The 14232-nt window shown below is 64.2% G+C and carries 12 protein-coding genes; 9 read left to right on the top strand and 3 right to left on the bottom strand.

Translation table 11 applies throughout. The annotated features are described in order from the left end of the window. Positions 1-27: 27 nt before the first annotated feature. The 3 genes from EA472_RS05095 (at position 28) to EA472_RS05085 (ending at position 4853) form a co-directional block, all read left to right on the top strand. A complete protein-coding gene (locus EA472_RS05095; protein ID WP_124190441.1) occupies positions 28-1404 on the top strand; it encodes an anaerobic glycerol-3-phosphate dehydrogenase subunit C in 1377 nt (458 codons plus the stop codon). Then, positions 1401-2564, top strand: coding sequence for a Cdc6/Cdc18 family protein (locus EA472_RS05090; RefSeq protein ID WP_124190440.1), 1164 nt, complete (start codon positions 1401-1403; stop codon positions 2562-2564). The genes EA472_RS05095 and EA472_RS05090 overlap by 4 nt, the downstream gene beginning before the upstream one ends. Before the next feature lie 213 nt (positions 2565-2777). Next, the gene (locus EA472_RS05085) at positions 2778-4853 is read left to right on the top strand and encodes a hypothetical protein (protein WP_124190439.1); all 2076 of its coding nucleotides are present in this window, start codon (positions 2778-2780) and stop codon (positions 4851-4853) included. Positions 4854-4916: 63 nt separating this feature from the next. On the opposite strand, the gene EA472_RS23215 is transcribed toward EA472_RS05085, so the two are convergent. Next, a complete protein-coding gene (locus EA472_RS23215; RefSeq protein ID WP_279387169.1) occupies positions 4917-5051 on the bottom strand; it encodes a DUF7503 family protein in 135 nt (44 codons plus the stop codon). 408 nt (positions 5052-5459) lie between these two features. Here EA472_RS23215 and EA472_RS05080 point away from each other — a divergent pair, with 408 nt between their 5' ends. The 4 genes from EA472_RS05080 to EA472_RS05065 all read left to right on the top strand — a co-directional run bounded on the left by EA472_RS05080 (position 5460) and on the right by EA472_RS05065 (position 10436). Further along, positions 5460-5987, top strand: coding sequence for a winged helix-turn-helix transcriptional regulator (locus tag EA472_RS05080; RefSeq protein WP_124190438.1), 528 nt, complete (start codon positions 5460-5462; stop codon positions 5985-5987). Positions 5988-6134: 147 nt separating this feature from the next. Continuing rightward, the gene (locus tag EA472_RS05075) at positions 6135-7388 is read left to right on the top strand and encodes a hypothetical protein (RefSeq protein ID WP_124190437.1); all 1254 of its coding nucleotides are present in this window, start codon (positions 6135-6137) and stop codon (positions 7386-7388) included. Between the two features lie 3 nt (positions 7389-7391). After that, positions 7392-9428, top strand: a complete 2037-nt coding sequence (locus EA472_RS05070; protein ID WP_124190436.1) for a copper resistance CopC/CopD family protein — start codon at positions 7392-7394, stop codon at positions 9426-9428. 78 nt (positions 9429-9506) lie between these two features. After that, positions 9507-10436 carry a branched-chain amino acid transaminase gene (locus tag EA472_RS05065; RefSeq protein WP_124190435.1) on the top strand — a complete coding sequence of 310 codons (930 nt, stop codon included), beginning with the start codon at positions 9507-9509 and terminating at the stop codon, positions 10434-10436. Positions 10437-10575: 139 nt separating this feature from the next. On the opposite strand, the gene EA472_RS05060 is transcribed toward EA472_RS05065, so the two are convergent. Together EA472_RS05060 and EA472_RS05055 are read right to left on the bottom strand one after the other, a co-directional pair. Continuing rightward, complete coding sequence (locus EA472_RS05060; RefSeq protein WP_124190434.1) at positions 10576-11286, bottom strand: DUF502 domain-containing protein; 711 nt, start codon at positions 11284-11286, stop codon at positions 10576-10578. A gap of 101 nt (positions 11287-11387) precedes the next feature. Continuing rightward, positions 11388-12239 carry a proline dehydrogenase family protein gene (locus EA472_RS05055; RefSeq protein ID WP_124190433.1) on the bottom strand — a complete coding sequence of 284 codons (852 nt, stop codon included), beginning with the start codon at positions 12237-12239 and terminating at the stop codon, positions 11388-11390. A 202-nt stretch (positions 12240-12441) separates the two neighbouring features. On the opposite strand from EA472_RS05055, the gene EA472_RS05050 reads away from it, so the two are divergent. Together EA472_RS05050 and EA472_RS05045 are read left to right on the top strand one after the other, a co-directional pair. After that, positions 12442-13806 (top strand): aspartate aminotransferase family protein, encoded by a 1365-nt coding sequence (locus EA472_RS05050; RefSeq protein WP_124190432.1) that lies wholly within the window; start codon positions 12442-12444, stop codon positions 13804-13806. Between the two features lie 14 nt (positions 13807-13820). Beyond that, positions 13821-14210, top strand: coding sequence for a Rid family detoxifying hydrolase (locus EA472_RS05045; RefSeq protein ID WP_124190431.1), 390 nt, complete (start codon positions 13821-13823; stop codon positions 14208-14210). The last annotated feature ends 22 nt before the right edge of the window (positions 14211-14232 follow it).

Raw genomic sequence — 14232 nt, 5'->3', positions numbered from 1 at the left:
CCGCAATCGACTGATTCAGGTGAGACAATGAGCGACGCAGAACGATCGATCGACGACGCACCGGACGGGAGCACCGACGAGTTCGAGCCGATCCAGGTGTTTCCGGAGGCCGAGGAGATGGACCTCCGGCCGGGGGCGGACAACTGCTACAAGTGTTCGACGTGCGACACCAACTGTCCCGTCGCGGCGGTCGACGACGAGTTCCCGGGGCCGAAGTTCCAGGGACCGGAACAGTGGCGGCTCAAACGGCAGGACGATCGCGACGTCGACGAGTCGGTGATGAAGTGCTCGAACTGCATGCGCTGTGACAGCGCCTGTCCGTCGTCGGTGCCGCTCTCACAGATGCACAACACCGCTCGAGGCGAGTACGTCGACGAGCGGATGAGCAAACGTTCGCGCGAGTACCTCCGCAACCGGATGCTCGCAAACTACCGTCGACTCGCGCCGCTTGCGTCGACGTTCCCCAGGACCGCGAACGCCGTGATGGGACTGTCGATCACCCGTTGGATCGGCGAGAAGCTGCTCGGCGTAACGAGCGAACGGGAGTTCCCCGAGTTCGCGACGGAGACGTTTCGCGAGTGGTGGGAAACGCGAGGCGGCAACGCCGCCTCGAAAAAGCGAGCGCGGGAGGCGCGAGCAAAGCGCGGTGGTGACGCGGACGACGCCGAAAAGCGCATCGCGTACTTCCACGGCTGCTACGCGAACTACAACACGCCCGAGGTCGCCAAAGCCCTCGTTCGGGTCTACGAGCACTTCGGCTACGAGGTGCTGGTCCCCGACCAGCGGTGTTCCGGTACGCCGATGTTCGCAAACGGCATGCTCGACGACGCCCGGCGGGCCGCGGAGACGAACGTCGCGGAACTCGCCGCGGCCATCGAGGACGGAGCCGACGTCGTCGCCTCCTGTAGCTCGTGTTCGATGTCGATCCGACAGGAGTATCCGGAGCTGTTCGACTTCGCCGACACCGAGACCGTCGCCGAAACCACCTGGGACGCCGTGGAGTACCTCCGCGTCCACGAGGACCTCGAGGCCGAACTCGCGGGGACGTCCGTCGACGACGAGTTCGATTCGTTCGCCTACCACGCACCGTGTCATTCACGTAATCAGGGTCTCAATGGACAGACGATCGAAGTGATGAGCGCGATCGACGGAGTCGACGTTCACGACGTCGGGGACTCCTGTTCGGGGATTTCGGGGACGTACGGCTGGAAGGCCGAAAACTACGAGACGTCGATGAAAATCGGCGAGGAGATGTTCGAGCACATGGCCGACGCCGACGCCGAGGCCGGACTCACGGAGTGTCCGACCTGCTCGATGCAGATGGAACACGGAACCGGCTACGAGATCACCCACACCCTCGAGGTGCTCGAGGCGGCGCTCGTCGAGACGGGGACCGACGAATGAACCTCCAGGAACGCATCGCCCGGCGACGATCCGCACACAAGGACCAGGGAGTCGTCGTCGATCACGACCACCTCAGTCCGGTCGTCCACCGACCCGAGCCGGTCGGCCGCGGCCCCGTCCTCGAACAGCTGCTCGACGCGCTCGAGCCGGTGTTCGACGGCGAGCTGCCGTCACCCGTCGCGGTGGTCGGGCCGCCGGGAGCCGGAACGTCGGCCATCGTCGTCGCGCTCTTCGACGCGATGAACGACCGGTTCGGCGAGTCCAGCCAGTCGATTCGGACGACGACCCGCGGCGAACGCACCGAACCGACGACGTGGTTCGTCTACGTCGACGCCCGCCGCGTCGGGAGCTCGTTCGCGTTCTATCGCGCGCTCCTGTCCGTGATCTCGCCGGAACCGGTCCCCGAAAGCGGAATCGGAACCGGCGCACTTCACGACCGGCTGTGCGATCGACTCGCCCGCCACGACCGCCGAGCCGTCGTCGCGATCGACCACCACGACGAGCCGGAGACCCTCGCGTACGACCGCGTCTGCGAGTTGCTCGAGCCCGTCGACGACAGCGTCTCGCCCGTGGCGGTCGGGGCGATGCCGCCCGACGACTGGAGCGCCACGACCGTCTCCGTGCCGCCGTACCGCCACCACGAACTCGTGGACGTCGTCACCGATCGGACGTCGACCGCGCTCGCGCCGGGCGTCATCGACCACGAGTCCGTCCGAAACCTCGCCATGTGGGCGGACGGAAACGCCCACGACGCGCTCGCAGCGGTGTTCGCGGCGACGGCGTACGCACGCGAGGAGGGCGCCGACCGCATCGAACCGGACCACCTCGAGCGAGCCAAGGCGGCGGTTCCGGAGGACGGCGTTCACGTGGATCGGACGCTCGCGCTCTCGGAGACGCGCCAGCAGGTTCTCTCGCACCTCGTCTCCATCGACTCGGACGATCGGCCCATTCGCGAGGTCGCCGACGAGATCGCGTCGCGTTCGTCGCTGACCGCCGGGACCGTCAAGCGGTTTCTGTACGAACTGGCCGATCGGGGAGTGATCGAGCGCGTGCCGCTGCCGGCCAACGGCACGGGTCGACGGCCGAGCGCGATCGAACCGCGGTTCCCGACGACCGCGTTCCGGTCGCTTTCGTCCGCAACCACGACGGACGACGGCTGAGAGGGAGTATCGGAGCCAACCGGAGGTATCGAAGTCCGACTTTCGACGCCGAGTCTCGGTTCATCACTGGAAATTCTGGACGCCTCCGATAGTTCCTACGAGTTCTCACCCCGGTCGATCTCGGCCTCCGCGTGACGACGACACAGCGTTCGATCCGATGCCACCCTTTTTACCGGTGCACACGAATGGATCACTAACTCATCACGAGGAGACATGACGATCGAGTTCGAAGAAACCGCAGACCCCGCTGGGCTCGAGGTTCACGATCCGCTCGAGCAGCGCCACCTCCAGATCCGAACGTCCGAACCTGTTTCGCTTACTCCGACCGAAAGCGACGAATTCCCGTTCCCGGTCGATACGTCGTCACCGATCGAGACGAATGAACTATTCTTCGATCAACACTTCGCTGCGACACTTCACGACGAGACTGGACAGGCAGTGTCGAACTTCGACGTCGGAGAAACGGCTTCGCTCGAGGGAGGAACACAGTTCATCGGTTTGAGCGCCCCGATCAAACTCTACGTTCGCGTCGACTGCCCGGGTACGATCGATATCGGGCTTTCGTCGGTGCGTATCTCGTTCGATGGGACGGAAACGGTCGAACTCGGCGCCAGGTCACCCCACGACCGTCCGGCAGGAACGATAACGACGCTACCCGACGTTGACTCGATTGCAGAGGCCGTCTCGATGCTCCCGTCCGCACTGAAAACGACGTCGCCCGAGCGGACCTGGCCGACGCTCCGCGGCCATCCGCCGTTGATCGAACTCGGTGAGGAACTGAGTGTACCATCAGACATTGACCGACCGTCGAGCGACGTGAAGCTAATTGTACCGAGGGAGTATCTGGCGATTTATCAGGCAACGCCGCTCGCCTTTTTTCTTGGTGCAACGATCGAAACCGGAGAGAGACCACGACTCGAGACGTCCCGGTTCGAACGTCCTCTTGGATCGAATGGTGCCCTCGGAGACGAGATCGCCAACTTGTTGAAGCGCTTTTTCCTCCTCGACTGTCTCGCCAGGACGGAAGGAATCTTTCAGTACGATCTCCTCGAGCGCTCGATCCTGGAGGACGAGCTTCCGTTCGATCTCTCCGAGACGTACGACGAGTCCCTCGACGTTCGCCTGGAACGTTTTCTCGACGTTCCGTACGAACTGCTCGAACCCCACGTCCCGCGCTGGCCCCTCACGGCGCACGTACCGGACGAACCAGCCAGTATCGAAGTACTGCCGTTCGTCGTCAACGAACTCGGGATCGTCCGCGAGGCTCGCGGCCAAACGCCGAATACGCTTCCTCGGCCGGAGACTGCAAACGCGGGCCTGGTCCGATCGACGACCGACTATCGATCGCCGTCGTCGTTCGACGAGCGATCGACGTTCGTCGTCCCCGACGTCACGGACGAATCGATCGAACACGCTTGGTTTGGGAAGAACGTTCCGCACAACGCGTCCAAGGCGACAATCGAGGCGTATCAAAACCAACTGGTCCGCGATGAGCGCAACGAATCGATCGAGATCCTCCTCGTCTGTAACGACGTGCGCATGATCGACGAGCACGACATTCTCGGGGATACCTACGGTATCCGCGACGAACTCCCGTTCGAAATTCACTCAGAGTTCGGCGTCGAATCGAATCGTCTTGCATCGTTACTCACCGACGGCGGCTACGACTTTCTTCATTATATCGGACACGCGACCGAGGACGGAATCCGATGTTCCGACGGCGACCTGGACGTGAGAGAACTCGAATCGGTCGATCTCGGCGTTTTCTTCCTGAACGCGTGTCGTTCGTACGAACAGGGACTCGCATTGACTCGGCGCGGTGCGTTCGGTGGTGTGAGTACGTACAGCGACGTCGTGAACGAAGACGCGGTCGAGGCGGGCGAAACGATGGCCCGGTTGCTCAATCGCGGATTCCCGCTTCGGGGAGCACTCGAAATTGCCCAGGAGAACACTGCCCTTGGTGACCAGTATCTCATCGTTGGCGACGGTTCAGCGGACATCGCTCAATCAGACGGTGGCGCACCTGGGCTTATTGAACTTGACCGGTACGACGAGGACACGTTTAGTTTCGGGATTCGAACCTACTCCACGAAAGAGTTCAAACTTGGAACGTCGACCGCTTCGGATCTCGAGTCAGTCGCGGATCGACATCTCACACCAGGGGTCACGCCAGCCACAGTCGTCGAGGATCGACCGATTCACGAATACTTGACTTGGACGGAGCTACCGATACTCACGGATGGTACGCTTCACTGGAACGACGGTATCGGCCCGGCTATTCTCGAGTAATACCGAGTAATTCGTATTAGAACAAGTGCGTCGCTTCCTGCTTGAGTTAACTCACCCTCGAACTTACGGTCCCATCTGGCTGTTGGTTCCTGCGACGACCGTGCCCGCCTGACTGAGCAGGACGAACAGGGTGAACAGGACGCCGATCATTCGTGGGTGCTTTGCGAGGTAATCTTTCATGGTGTCTTTGTCGGACATCACATTCCAACGGATGTTCCCAACAGTAATATAATTATCTTATAGTTACATAGGTATTTTTACCAAAAGATAGGTCTATAATTGTGAATAGCAGGGCGGATACAAGATTATCCCCGCTCGAAATATGATATACTATGAATAATCCGTTTGATTTTCATCTCGAGCTGGCACACGCTCGCGCGCGAGTGGAACCCAGCCTCTCGATACGGGCGACGCATTCCACGCTGGGATCGACAGAACGCGTCGGAGCTGAACCTCCGCCGGCGTGATCATCAGATCGCCGGCCGCGGGCGGGGCCGTTCCATCGTCGCCGCCCGTCATATGACCCGTTCTCATCGGCCGGGAACGGTCGCAAGCGGTTATCAGTGACGAACGGCTAGGTCCGCGTACTCACCCACTCCGATGCCCATGAGCGATACACGAGGACAGATCGAAGCACACGTTCGGGCGAACGCCGGCATCCACTTCAACGAACTGGTCAGGGAGTCGGAGTTCGCCCCGGGACAGATCCAGTACCACGTCCGCCGACTGATCGAGGCGAACGACCTCGTCAGACGAGAGTATTACGGACGAACCCACTACTACCCGCCCGAGTACGACGAGTGGGAGCGCGCCGCCCTGGCGCTGTTTCGCCGGGAGACGACGCGAGAGATCGTCGTCCACCTGATCGAACGCGAACCGATCGACCCCGCGACCGTCGCCGCCGACCTCGAGGTCGCTCGGAGCACCCTCGAGTACCACCTCGATCGACTTGTCGAACGAGGGATCGTCGAAAAATCCTACGACGAACGAAATCAGGTATCGCTTCGACTCGCACAACCGGAGCGCACCGCCGAGCTGTTGCGGGCCGTCGAGCCGACGGTTCCCGATCGGTTGCTGGATCGGTTCACCAGACTCGTCGACGAGTTGCTCGAGAGCGGGCATCGAGCCCAGTAAGGATCGTCGGATCTCACTGATTCCGCTGTGAACTGAATTTCGTCGGCGCTTTCGTCTCAGATAATCGAGGTCTGTATCCGTCCAGTCACGCATCTTTTCGAGGATCGAACCAGAAATAAATACGCGGAGGAGCGGGAAATATCGCACATGAGTGATCCCGTCAAACGACGGCGGTTCGTGCAGGGAGTGAGTGGCGGACTCGCGATCGCCGTCGCCGGCTGTCTGGGCGGCAACGGAGAGGGAAACGGAAACGGGAACGACGAGCACGACGATCACGGGAGCGACGACGGAGATCACGATCACGGTGAAACCGGTGACGGCGAGGGCAGCGAGGGGTTCGCCTACGCGTTCGCACCGGACGCCGTCGCGATCGTCGATCCGGACGAAGGCGAGGTCGTCGACGTGCTCACCGACGGAATCGACGGCCGCGACTGGGGAGATACGCAGATCACGCACGACTACGCACAGATTTTCGCCATCGACGACTCGCTCAATCAGGTGCTCGTGATCGACACCGACTCGCGCGAGATCGTCTCGGAAGTGGACATCGGCCCGGGTGCGACCCACATCTACCACCCCAACGACGACGAGATCTGGGCGCACGCCGACGACGAGGGGACGTTCTACGTCATCGACACCGACTCCCACGACGTCGCCGAGACGGTCGACGCCGGACTCGAGGGCGAGGGTCACGGGAAACTGCTCTATCACGAGGACTTCGGGTCGACGGGGTACGCGACCAACGTGAACGACCCCGCGGTCCACGTCATCGATCTCGAGGCGTACGAACGATCCGACTCGATCGAACTCGGCGACGAGGGCGGAACCCACTACAAAGCCTACAGTCCCCAAAACGGACTCGCGTACTTCGAGTACGGCGACGTCACCGCCGTCGTCGATACCGACGCGAACGAGATCGTCGACGAGCTCGACTTCTCGGGCGGGATGTACCTCACCCCCGACGAGGAGCGCATGGGCGTGTTAGACGGCGACGAAATTCGCGTACTCGACGTCACCGACGACGACAACGAGGAGATCGGCTCCATCTCGATCGACGGCGGACCGGACGCGCTGCGGTACTACGAGGCCGACGGAACCCTCTACGGATTCACCGCGAACACGATGACTCCCGAGGCGGTCGTCGTCGACCTCGACGAACTCGAGGAGGTGACTCGTCTCGACGCGGGCGACATCGTCCGTCCGGACGACGCACACCACCTCCATCGGTCGGGCGTTTCGGGCGGCGGTTACTTCTTTACCCCTGCTGACGCGGACGGCACGGTCGCCGTGATCGACATGACCGAACGGGAACTCGTCGAGCAGGTCGAGGTCGGCGACGGCGTCGACACCGTCCAGTACGTCGGCGACTCCGGAACCGGATACACCGGACGGACGCGATAACCGATGCGCGAAGGCGGACCCGTCGGTCGTCGTTCGCACCGCGACGCGTCGAAACCGACGCGAGCGACCGGAGCGATCCGCACCTCGCTGGTTCTCGTCGTCGTGGCGCTTTCGATACTCGCTCTCGCGAGCGTCGCGACCCCGATCGCCGCCCACGCGTACCTGAGCGAGTCCGATCCCGCAAACGCAGAACAGGTCGACGAACTCCCCGACGCGGTGACGCTCTCGTTCTCCGGCGACGGCGTACAGGTCGCCGACGTAACCGTCACCGACCCCGACGGCGAAGTGATAAGCGGTGACGCCGCGGTCGATCCGGACGACGCACGGGTCGTCTCCGTTCCGCTCGAGGACGCGGACGACGTCGAGGGAATGTACGCCGTCGACTGGGAGGTCCTCGCCGACGACGGCCACACGACCTCCGGCTCGTTTTTCTTCAGCGTCGGCGACGAACCGCTGGATCGGGACGCCGTTCTCGAGTCCTACGAGGACGACGAGGGGCCCGACGAGGAGCTGTCGATGCTCGCGGTCGGCTCGAAGGGGCTGGTGCTGGTCGCGCTCGTCGGTCTCGTCGGCGGACCGATCACCGCGGCGGTCGCGGTCTATCCGGTCGTTCGCCGGCTGGATTCACCCGCGCGTCCGACGCGCGTCGTCGACCGTCGACTGACGCGCGTCCTCGCCGGCGCGAGCGTTCTCCTGTTCGCGTCGGCGCTGGGGCTCGGACTCGCGCGCGCGGCGTCGATCGGGCCGCTCTCGATCGAGACGCTCGGGCTGTTCCTCGAGACGCCGCTCGGTCGCACGTGGCTCGTACAGCTCGCGGCGGCGATCGCACTCTGTGGGGTGCTCGCGGCGGCGGTTCTCGGCGCGCTCTCTCGCCGGACGTGGCTGGCCGCTACCGCCTTCGGTGCGACGGTCGTCGCGGTGACGGTCGGGTGGACCAGTCACTCGGCGACGGCCGTCGATCGACTGCAGGGTGGTGCCGTCGACGTCGCTCACGTGGGCGGTGCCGGCCTGTGGGTCGGGGGCCTCGTCGTCCTCGCGCTCGTCGCGGTGCCGGCCCTGCGCGCGACCGACCGGGAGGAACGAACGGCGGCGGCGGCCGCCACTGTCCGACGCTACTCGCTGCTCGCGCTCTCCGGGGTCACCCTCGCTGGCGCGACGGGGTTCGTCCTCGCCGCCTGGCACGTCCCCTCCGCGTCCGCCCTCGCCGACACCCTGTACGGCCGCTCGCTCTCGGCGAAGACGCTTTTGGTCCTGCTGGCGCTCGGCCTCGGCGGACTCACCCGGTTCGTCCTCCTGCGCCGACTCGAGTCCCCTACCGGTTCGATCGTCACGTTCGCGCGGACGGTTCGTCTCGAGGTCGTCGTGCTCGTCGTCGTCCTGTTGCTGTCCGGGCTGTTGACGTCCGCGCCGACCGCCGCCGTCGTCGGCGGTGACGACGGTCCGTCGACGGCTGCGATCGAACGCGAGGGCGACGACGTCGCGGTGACGCTGCTCGCGATCCCCGCCGAGGTGCGGTCGACGGCGGAGGGAGACGACCGATTCCTCCTCCAGGCGGAAGAGCCGATCGTCTTCGAGGTTGCGTTCTCGAACGATCCCGGCGGTAGCGACGCGGTCGAGGCCACGGCGGTCCGCGACGGCGACCTCCTCGACTCCGATCGCACGGTCAGGGTACTCGCGGACGCGGTGAACGGCGACGCGACCATCGAGTTCGAACTCGAGGAGACCGACGACGGCACGTACGCGACGGTCCAGTCGCTTCCGGACGACGGCCCGTGGGCGCTTCGAGTCACCGCCTCACCGGACGGGCAGTTCGTCAGCGAGTGGTTCGACGCGACCGTTGTCCCCTCCGGCGATTACGACCACGGCGATCACGCGGTGGAGGACGTAGACCATCACGACGATCACGATCACGACGACCACCAGGTGGGTGCGACCGACTCGCCGTTCGTGATCGGACTCCAGTTCGGCGCGATCGCGGTCGCCGTCGTCGGATCGGTCGCAGTCGTCCTCGAGGCGTTCCGATTCGGCCGACGCGGTTGACGGCGGCTGGCAAATTTCGACTCGGTCGCGCTCGAAAATCGCGAACACTTAGTACGGTGGCTTTCAACACACTCGATCATGGGATTCGACGAGATGGACGTCGACACGATCTGGATGGACGGCGAGTTCGTCGACTGGGACGAGGCGCAGATCCACGTGCTCACGCACGGACTCCACTACGGAAGCGGGGTGTTCGAAGGAGCCCGCTGTTACGACACGGCACAGGGGCCCGCGATCTTCCGCTGGGAAGAGCACCTAGAGCGGCTCTATCAGTCCGCAAAGCCCTACGAGATGGAGATCGACCACACGGTGGAAGAACTCACCGAGGCGACGATCGAACTCATCCGTCGTCAGGAACTTCCCTCGTGTTACATCCGTCCGATCGCCTTCTACGGCTACGACTCCCTCGGCGTGAGTCCGCGGAACTGCCCGACGAAAACCGCGATCGCCGTCTGGCCCTGGGGAGCCTACCTCGGCGAGGAGGCCATCGAACGGGGGATCGACGTGATGATCTCCTCGTGGCGCAAGCACGCCTCGAGCCAGATCCCGACGAACGCGAAGACGACGGGTCTGTACGTCAACAGCATGCTCGCCGGCGAGGAGGCTCGACGCAACGGCTACGCCGAGGCGATCGTCCTCAACAAGGAGGGGAACGTCGCGGAAGGCCCCGGCGAGAACATCTTCCTCGTTCGCGACGGCGAGATCTACACGCCCGGTCTCTCCGAGTCGATCCTGGACGGCATCACCCGCGACACCGTGATCACGCTCGCGGAGGACCTCGGCTACACGGTCCACGACAACGTCTCGATCTCGCGGGGCGAACTCAACACGGCCGACGAACTGTTCTTTACCGGCTCCGCCGCCGAGGTGACGCCCATCAGAAAAGTCGACAACGTCGTCGTCGGCGACGGCTCGCGCGGTCCGATCACCGAGGAGGTCCAGTCGCGCTTTTTCGAGGTCGTCGAGCGCGAGACCGACGAGTACGACGAGTGGTTCACCTACGTCTGACGCCCTCACTACGGCGAAATCCGGTGGGCTTTCGTCTCGCTACCGCTGTAACTTCCGCCCGTCGCCTTCGACGCCGAGTCGGCAACCGAACGCTCGAAACTGGGGTCGAACCCGGCTCGGTTTCTCCCCTGCCTGGCGATCAGTCGTCGTCGGCGTCCGCTTTTTCGTTTCGCTTGCCGGCCGTGGCCTCGTCGACGACGTCGATGGAGACGCCGGCGTCCATCCCGCGCGTTCGGTCCGCGTCGCCGAATCCCGCGCTCAGGACGCGAGTGAGGGCGTCTTCGACGTCCTCGTCGAGTTCCTCGATTCGATCTGATTCGACCTCGATGACGAATCCCGTCGTGATGTTCGGCGACGTCGGCAGAAACAGCACCTGGCGTCCGTCCTCGGTCACTTTGCCGGTTTTGAACGCTGTCATTCGGAGCCCCTCCCAGACCTCGAGTTTGACCGGCGTCTGTAGCGACTCCTGTTCGCCGAAGGCGGTTTCTGCGGCCATCTTCGAGGCATTGTAGACGACCCGCATCACCGGTACCCGGTTCGCGACGTTATCGACGACCCGCTCGACCAACCCGCCGACCGTCGTCCGCATGAGGTAGCCGACCGAGAGCGTGAGAATAATAAAAACCGTCAGCGTGACGATGACGCGGAGAAACTGGGCGAGCTGTTCGCGCGTCTGCTGGGCCTGGTCGCCGTCGCCCGGAACGAACGGCTCGAGCGCCTCGGCCTCGAGGATGAGTCCGGGGGTCACCCCGGCGACGAGCCCGTAGATCCAGTAGATGACGTAGAGAGTAATGAGAATCGGGCCGAGGACGATCAGCCCGCTGGCGAAGTCCCGCTTCCACGAAGCCATGTTCTCTGACTCACACCAGGGACTAATGAGCCCTTCCCTTTGGGTTCCGGGGCTCTCGTCCGCCGGCTGCTCGCGGTTATCCCACCGCCGTCGAATTTCGCCTACCGGCCGAAAATCGCACGGAGGGCAAACCGGAGGTTCTCCTTTCGCTCCGTCGCCCGCCGGTAGAAGTACGACTTCCAGCGGCCGCCGTAGGGGACGTACTGCCAGACGTCGTACTCGGACGCGAGGTCGTACTGGGCGTCCTCGCGGACGCCCATGAGCATCTGGATCTCGAAGTCGGTGCCGTACTCGTCGTGGCAGTCGATCGCGTGATCGATCATCGCCGGATCGTGGCTGCCGACCGCGATGCCGCCGTCGAACTGTTCGAACGCGTACTCGAGCAGCGCCTCGTACTCGCGGTTGACACGGTCGGACCCGTCGTAGGCGACGTCGGCCGGCTCGTCGTACGCGCCCTTGACGAACCGGACCTTTCCGGGGACGTCCGCAAGGCGTTCGATGTCGTCGCGGGTCCGTTTCAGGTTCGCCTGCACGCAGACGCCGAGGCGTCCGTCGGACCCGTCGGTGCCGTACTCCCGCGCGAGGTCTTCGAACGCGTCGAGCGTCGCGTCGGTGGTCGTGTGATCTTCCATGTCGATCCAGACGAAGACGTCCCGATCGACGGCGGTCTCGACGATGTCCTCGAGCACCTCCCGGAAGACGTCTTCGCCGATATCGAGCCCCAGCTGGGAGGGTTTGACCGAGAGACAGGCGTCGAGATTCGAACCCGCGATGTCGCCGGCGATCGCCCGGTACTCGGCCGCGTCGGAGCGAACCGGCGGCCGCTCCTCGTAGTGCTCGCCGAGCAGGTTGACGATCGCCCCGACGTTTCGCTGATTGATCTGTCTGACGTGGTCGAGCGCCACCGCGGGGGACTCCCCCGCGACGAACCGGTTCGCGATCGGCGGAATCATATTCCAGACATCACGAGCCGAACGTAAGTCGTTTCGTACTTCCCTCACCGAAATTGGATCGCTCGTCGCTCCTCGAGCGCGGACCGACTGCGAACCGATCTACGCCTCGGCCCCGATCGACCAAACCGTATTCAATATCTGTATATGTGCTTCATAGATACTGTGGACAAATTATTAGTATCTGTTTCACCTGGACCTAGGTATGACGGCAGGACCGCCGATCGACGAACTCCACTACGAGGACGCACCGACCGTCGACGACGTACCGGGACCGAAGACCAGGTCGTTGCTCGAGAAACAACGCGAGATCGACAGCAGCGCGGTCGCCTACCCCGAGGACATTCCGATCGCGTTCGAAGAGGGACGCGGCGCGACCGTCCGCGACGCCGACGGCAACACCTACATCGACATGTTCGCCGGTATCGGCGTCCTCAACGTCGGCCACGCGAACCCCTACGTTCTCGAGGCCGTCCACGAGCAGGCCGACAAGTTCGTCCACACGGTCGACTTCCCGACCGAGGCTCGCCTCGAGTTGATCGAGAAACTCGACGAGATCGCCCCCGATGGCCTCCGCGGAGAAAACCGCGTCGTCTTCGGCGGGCCGACCGGCAGCGACGCGATCGAGGCGTCGATCAAACTCGCGAAGTACAACACCGGCGGCACCGGCCTCGTCGCCTTCCGGGGCGGTTACCACGGCCCGACATCGGGCGCGATGAGTCTCACCTCGAACAAAGGCTTCAAAGAACGCTACACCCCGCTGTTGCCCGACGTCGTCCACGCCCCGTATCCATACCCGTTCCGACAAGACAAATCGCCCGACGCGGCCGTCGACCACGCGCTCGAGGAGGTTCAGGCGATCGTCGAGGATCCGTACGGCGGGCTGGCCAATCCGGCCGGCATCGTCGTCGAACCGATTCAGGGCGAGGGCGGGATCGTCACGCCTCCGGAGGGATTCCTGCAGGGACTTCGCGACATCGCCGACGACAACGGACTCCCGCTCGTCTTCGACGAGATCCAGAGCGGCCTTGGACGCGCCGGCGAGTGGTGGGCCGCCGACTGGGCGGGCGTCACGCCGGACGTGATGACCTCGGCCAAAGCGCTCGGCGGGATCGGCTTCCCGCTTTCGGCGACGATCTACCACGAGGACCTCGATACGTGGGGATCGGGCGACCACGCCGGCACCTACCGCGGCCACGTCGTCGGCATGCGAGCCGGCACTCGCGCCATCGAGTACATCCAGGAACACGATCTTCTCGCCCACGCGCGAGACCTCGGCGAGTACATCCGTGGGCGACTTCGCGAGGCCCCGAGCGAGCGACTGGGAGAGGTTCGGGGCGCGGGCCTGTTCATCGGCGCGGAGTTCGTCGACGAAGACGGCGAACCGGACGGCGACTTCGTCGACGCGGTCCAGCAGTACTGCTTCGAACGCGGCGTGCTCGTCTGGACCGCCGGCAGACACGGGAACGTCCTTCGGTTCCTCCCGCCGCTCGTGCTCACCCACGAACTGGCAGAAACCGCCCTCGACGTCGTCCTCGAGGCGATCGATCACGCCGACGAGGCGGCTTGAACTTCCGCTCGCTCATGACCGACACACACCCCATCGAAACCGACGGCGCACCGCGCAGCGACAACCCCTACTCCCAGGGCGTTCGGGCCGGTGACACGCTCTACGTCTCCGGGTACGGGCCGGTCGATCCAGAGACCGGCGGGCCCGTCGACGGCGACATTCAGGCCCAGACCGACCGCGTCCTCGAGAACGTCGCCGCGGTCGTCGAGGAGGCCGGCGGTGACGGCCTCGCGGACGTCGTCAAAGTCACCGTCTACCTGACCGATCTCTCGGATTACGAGCGCGTCAACGAAGCCTACGGCGCGAACTTCGCGGACGAACCGCCGGCTCGCGTCTGCGTCGAAGTTTCGCGACTTCCCGAGGACGTTCGCGTGGAGATGGACGCCATCGCGTATCTGGGGTAGCGTTCGGATTCCGTGTACGGCC

Source organism: Natrarchaeobius oligotrophus (genome assembly GCF_003841465.1).
GTDB classification, from domain to species: Archaea; Halobacteriota; Halobacteria; order Halobacteriales; family Natrialbaceae; genus Natrarchaeobius; species Natrarchaeobius oligotrophus.
Note: the sequence above shows the minus strand (reverse complement) of the source record. Positions and strands in the feature narration are given on the sequence as shown.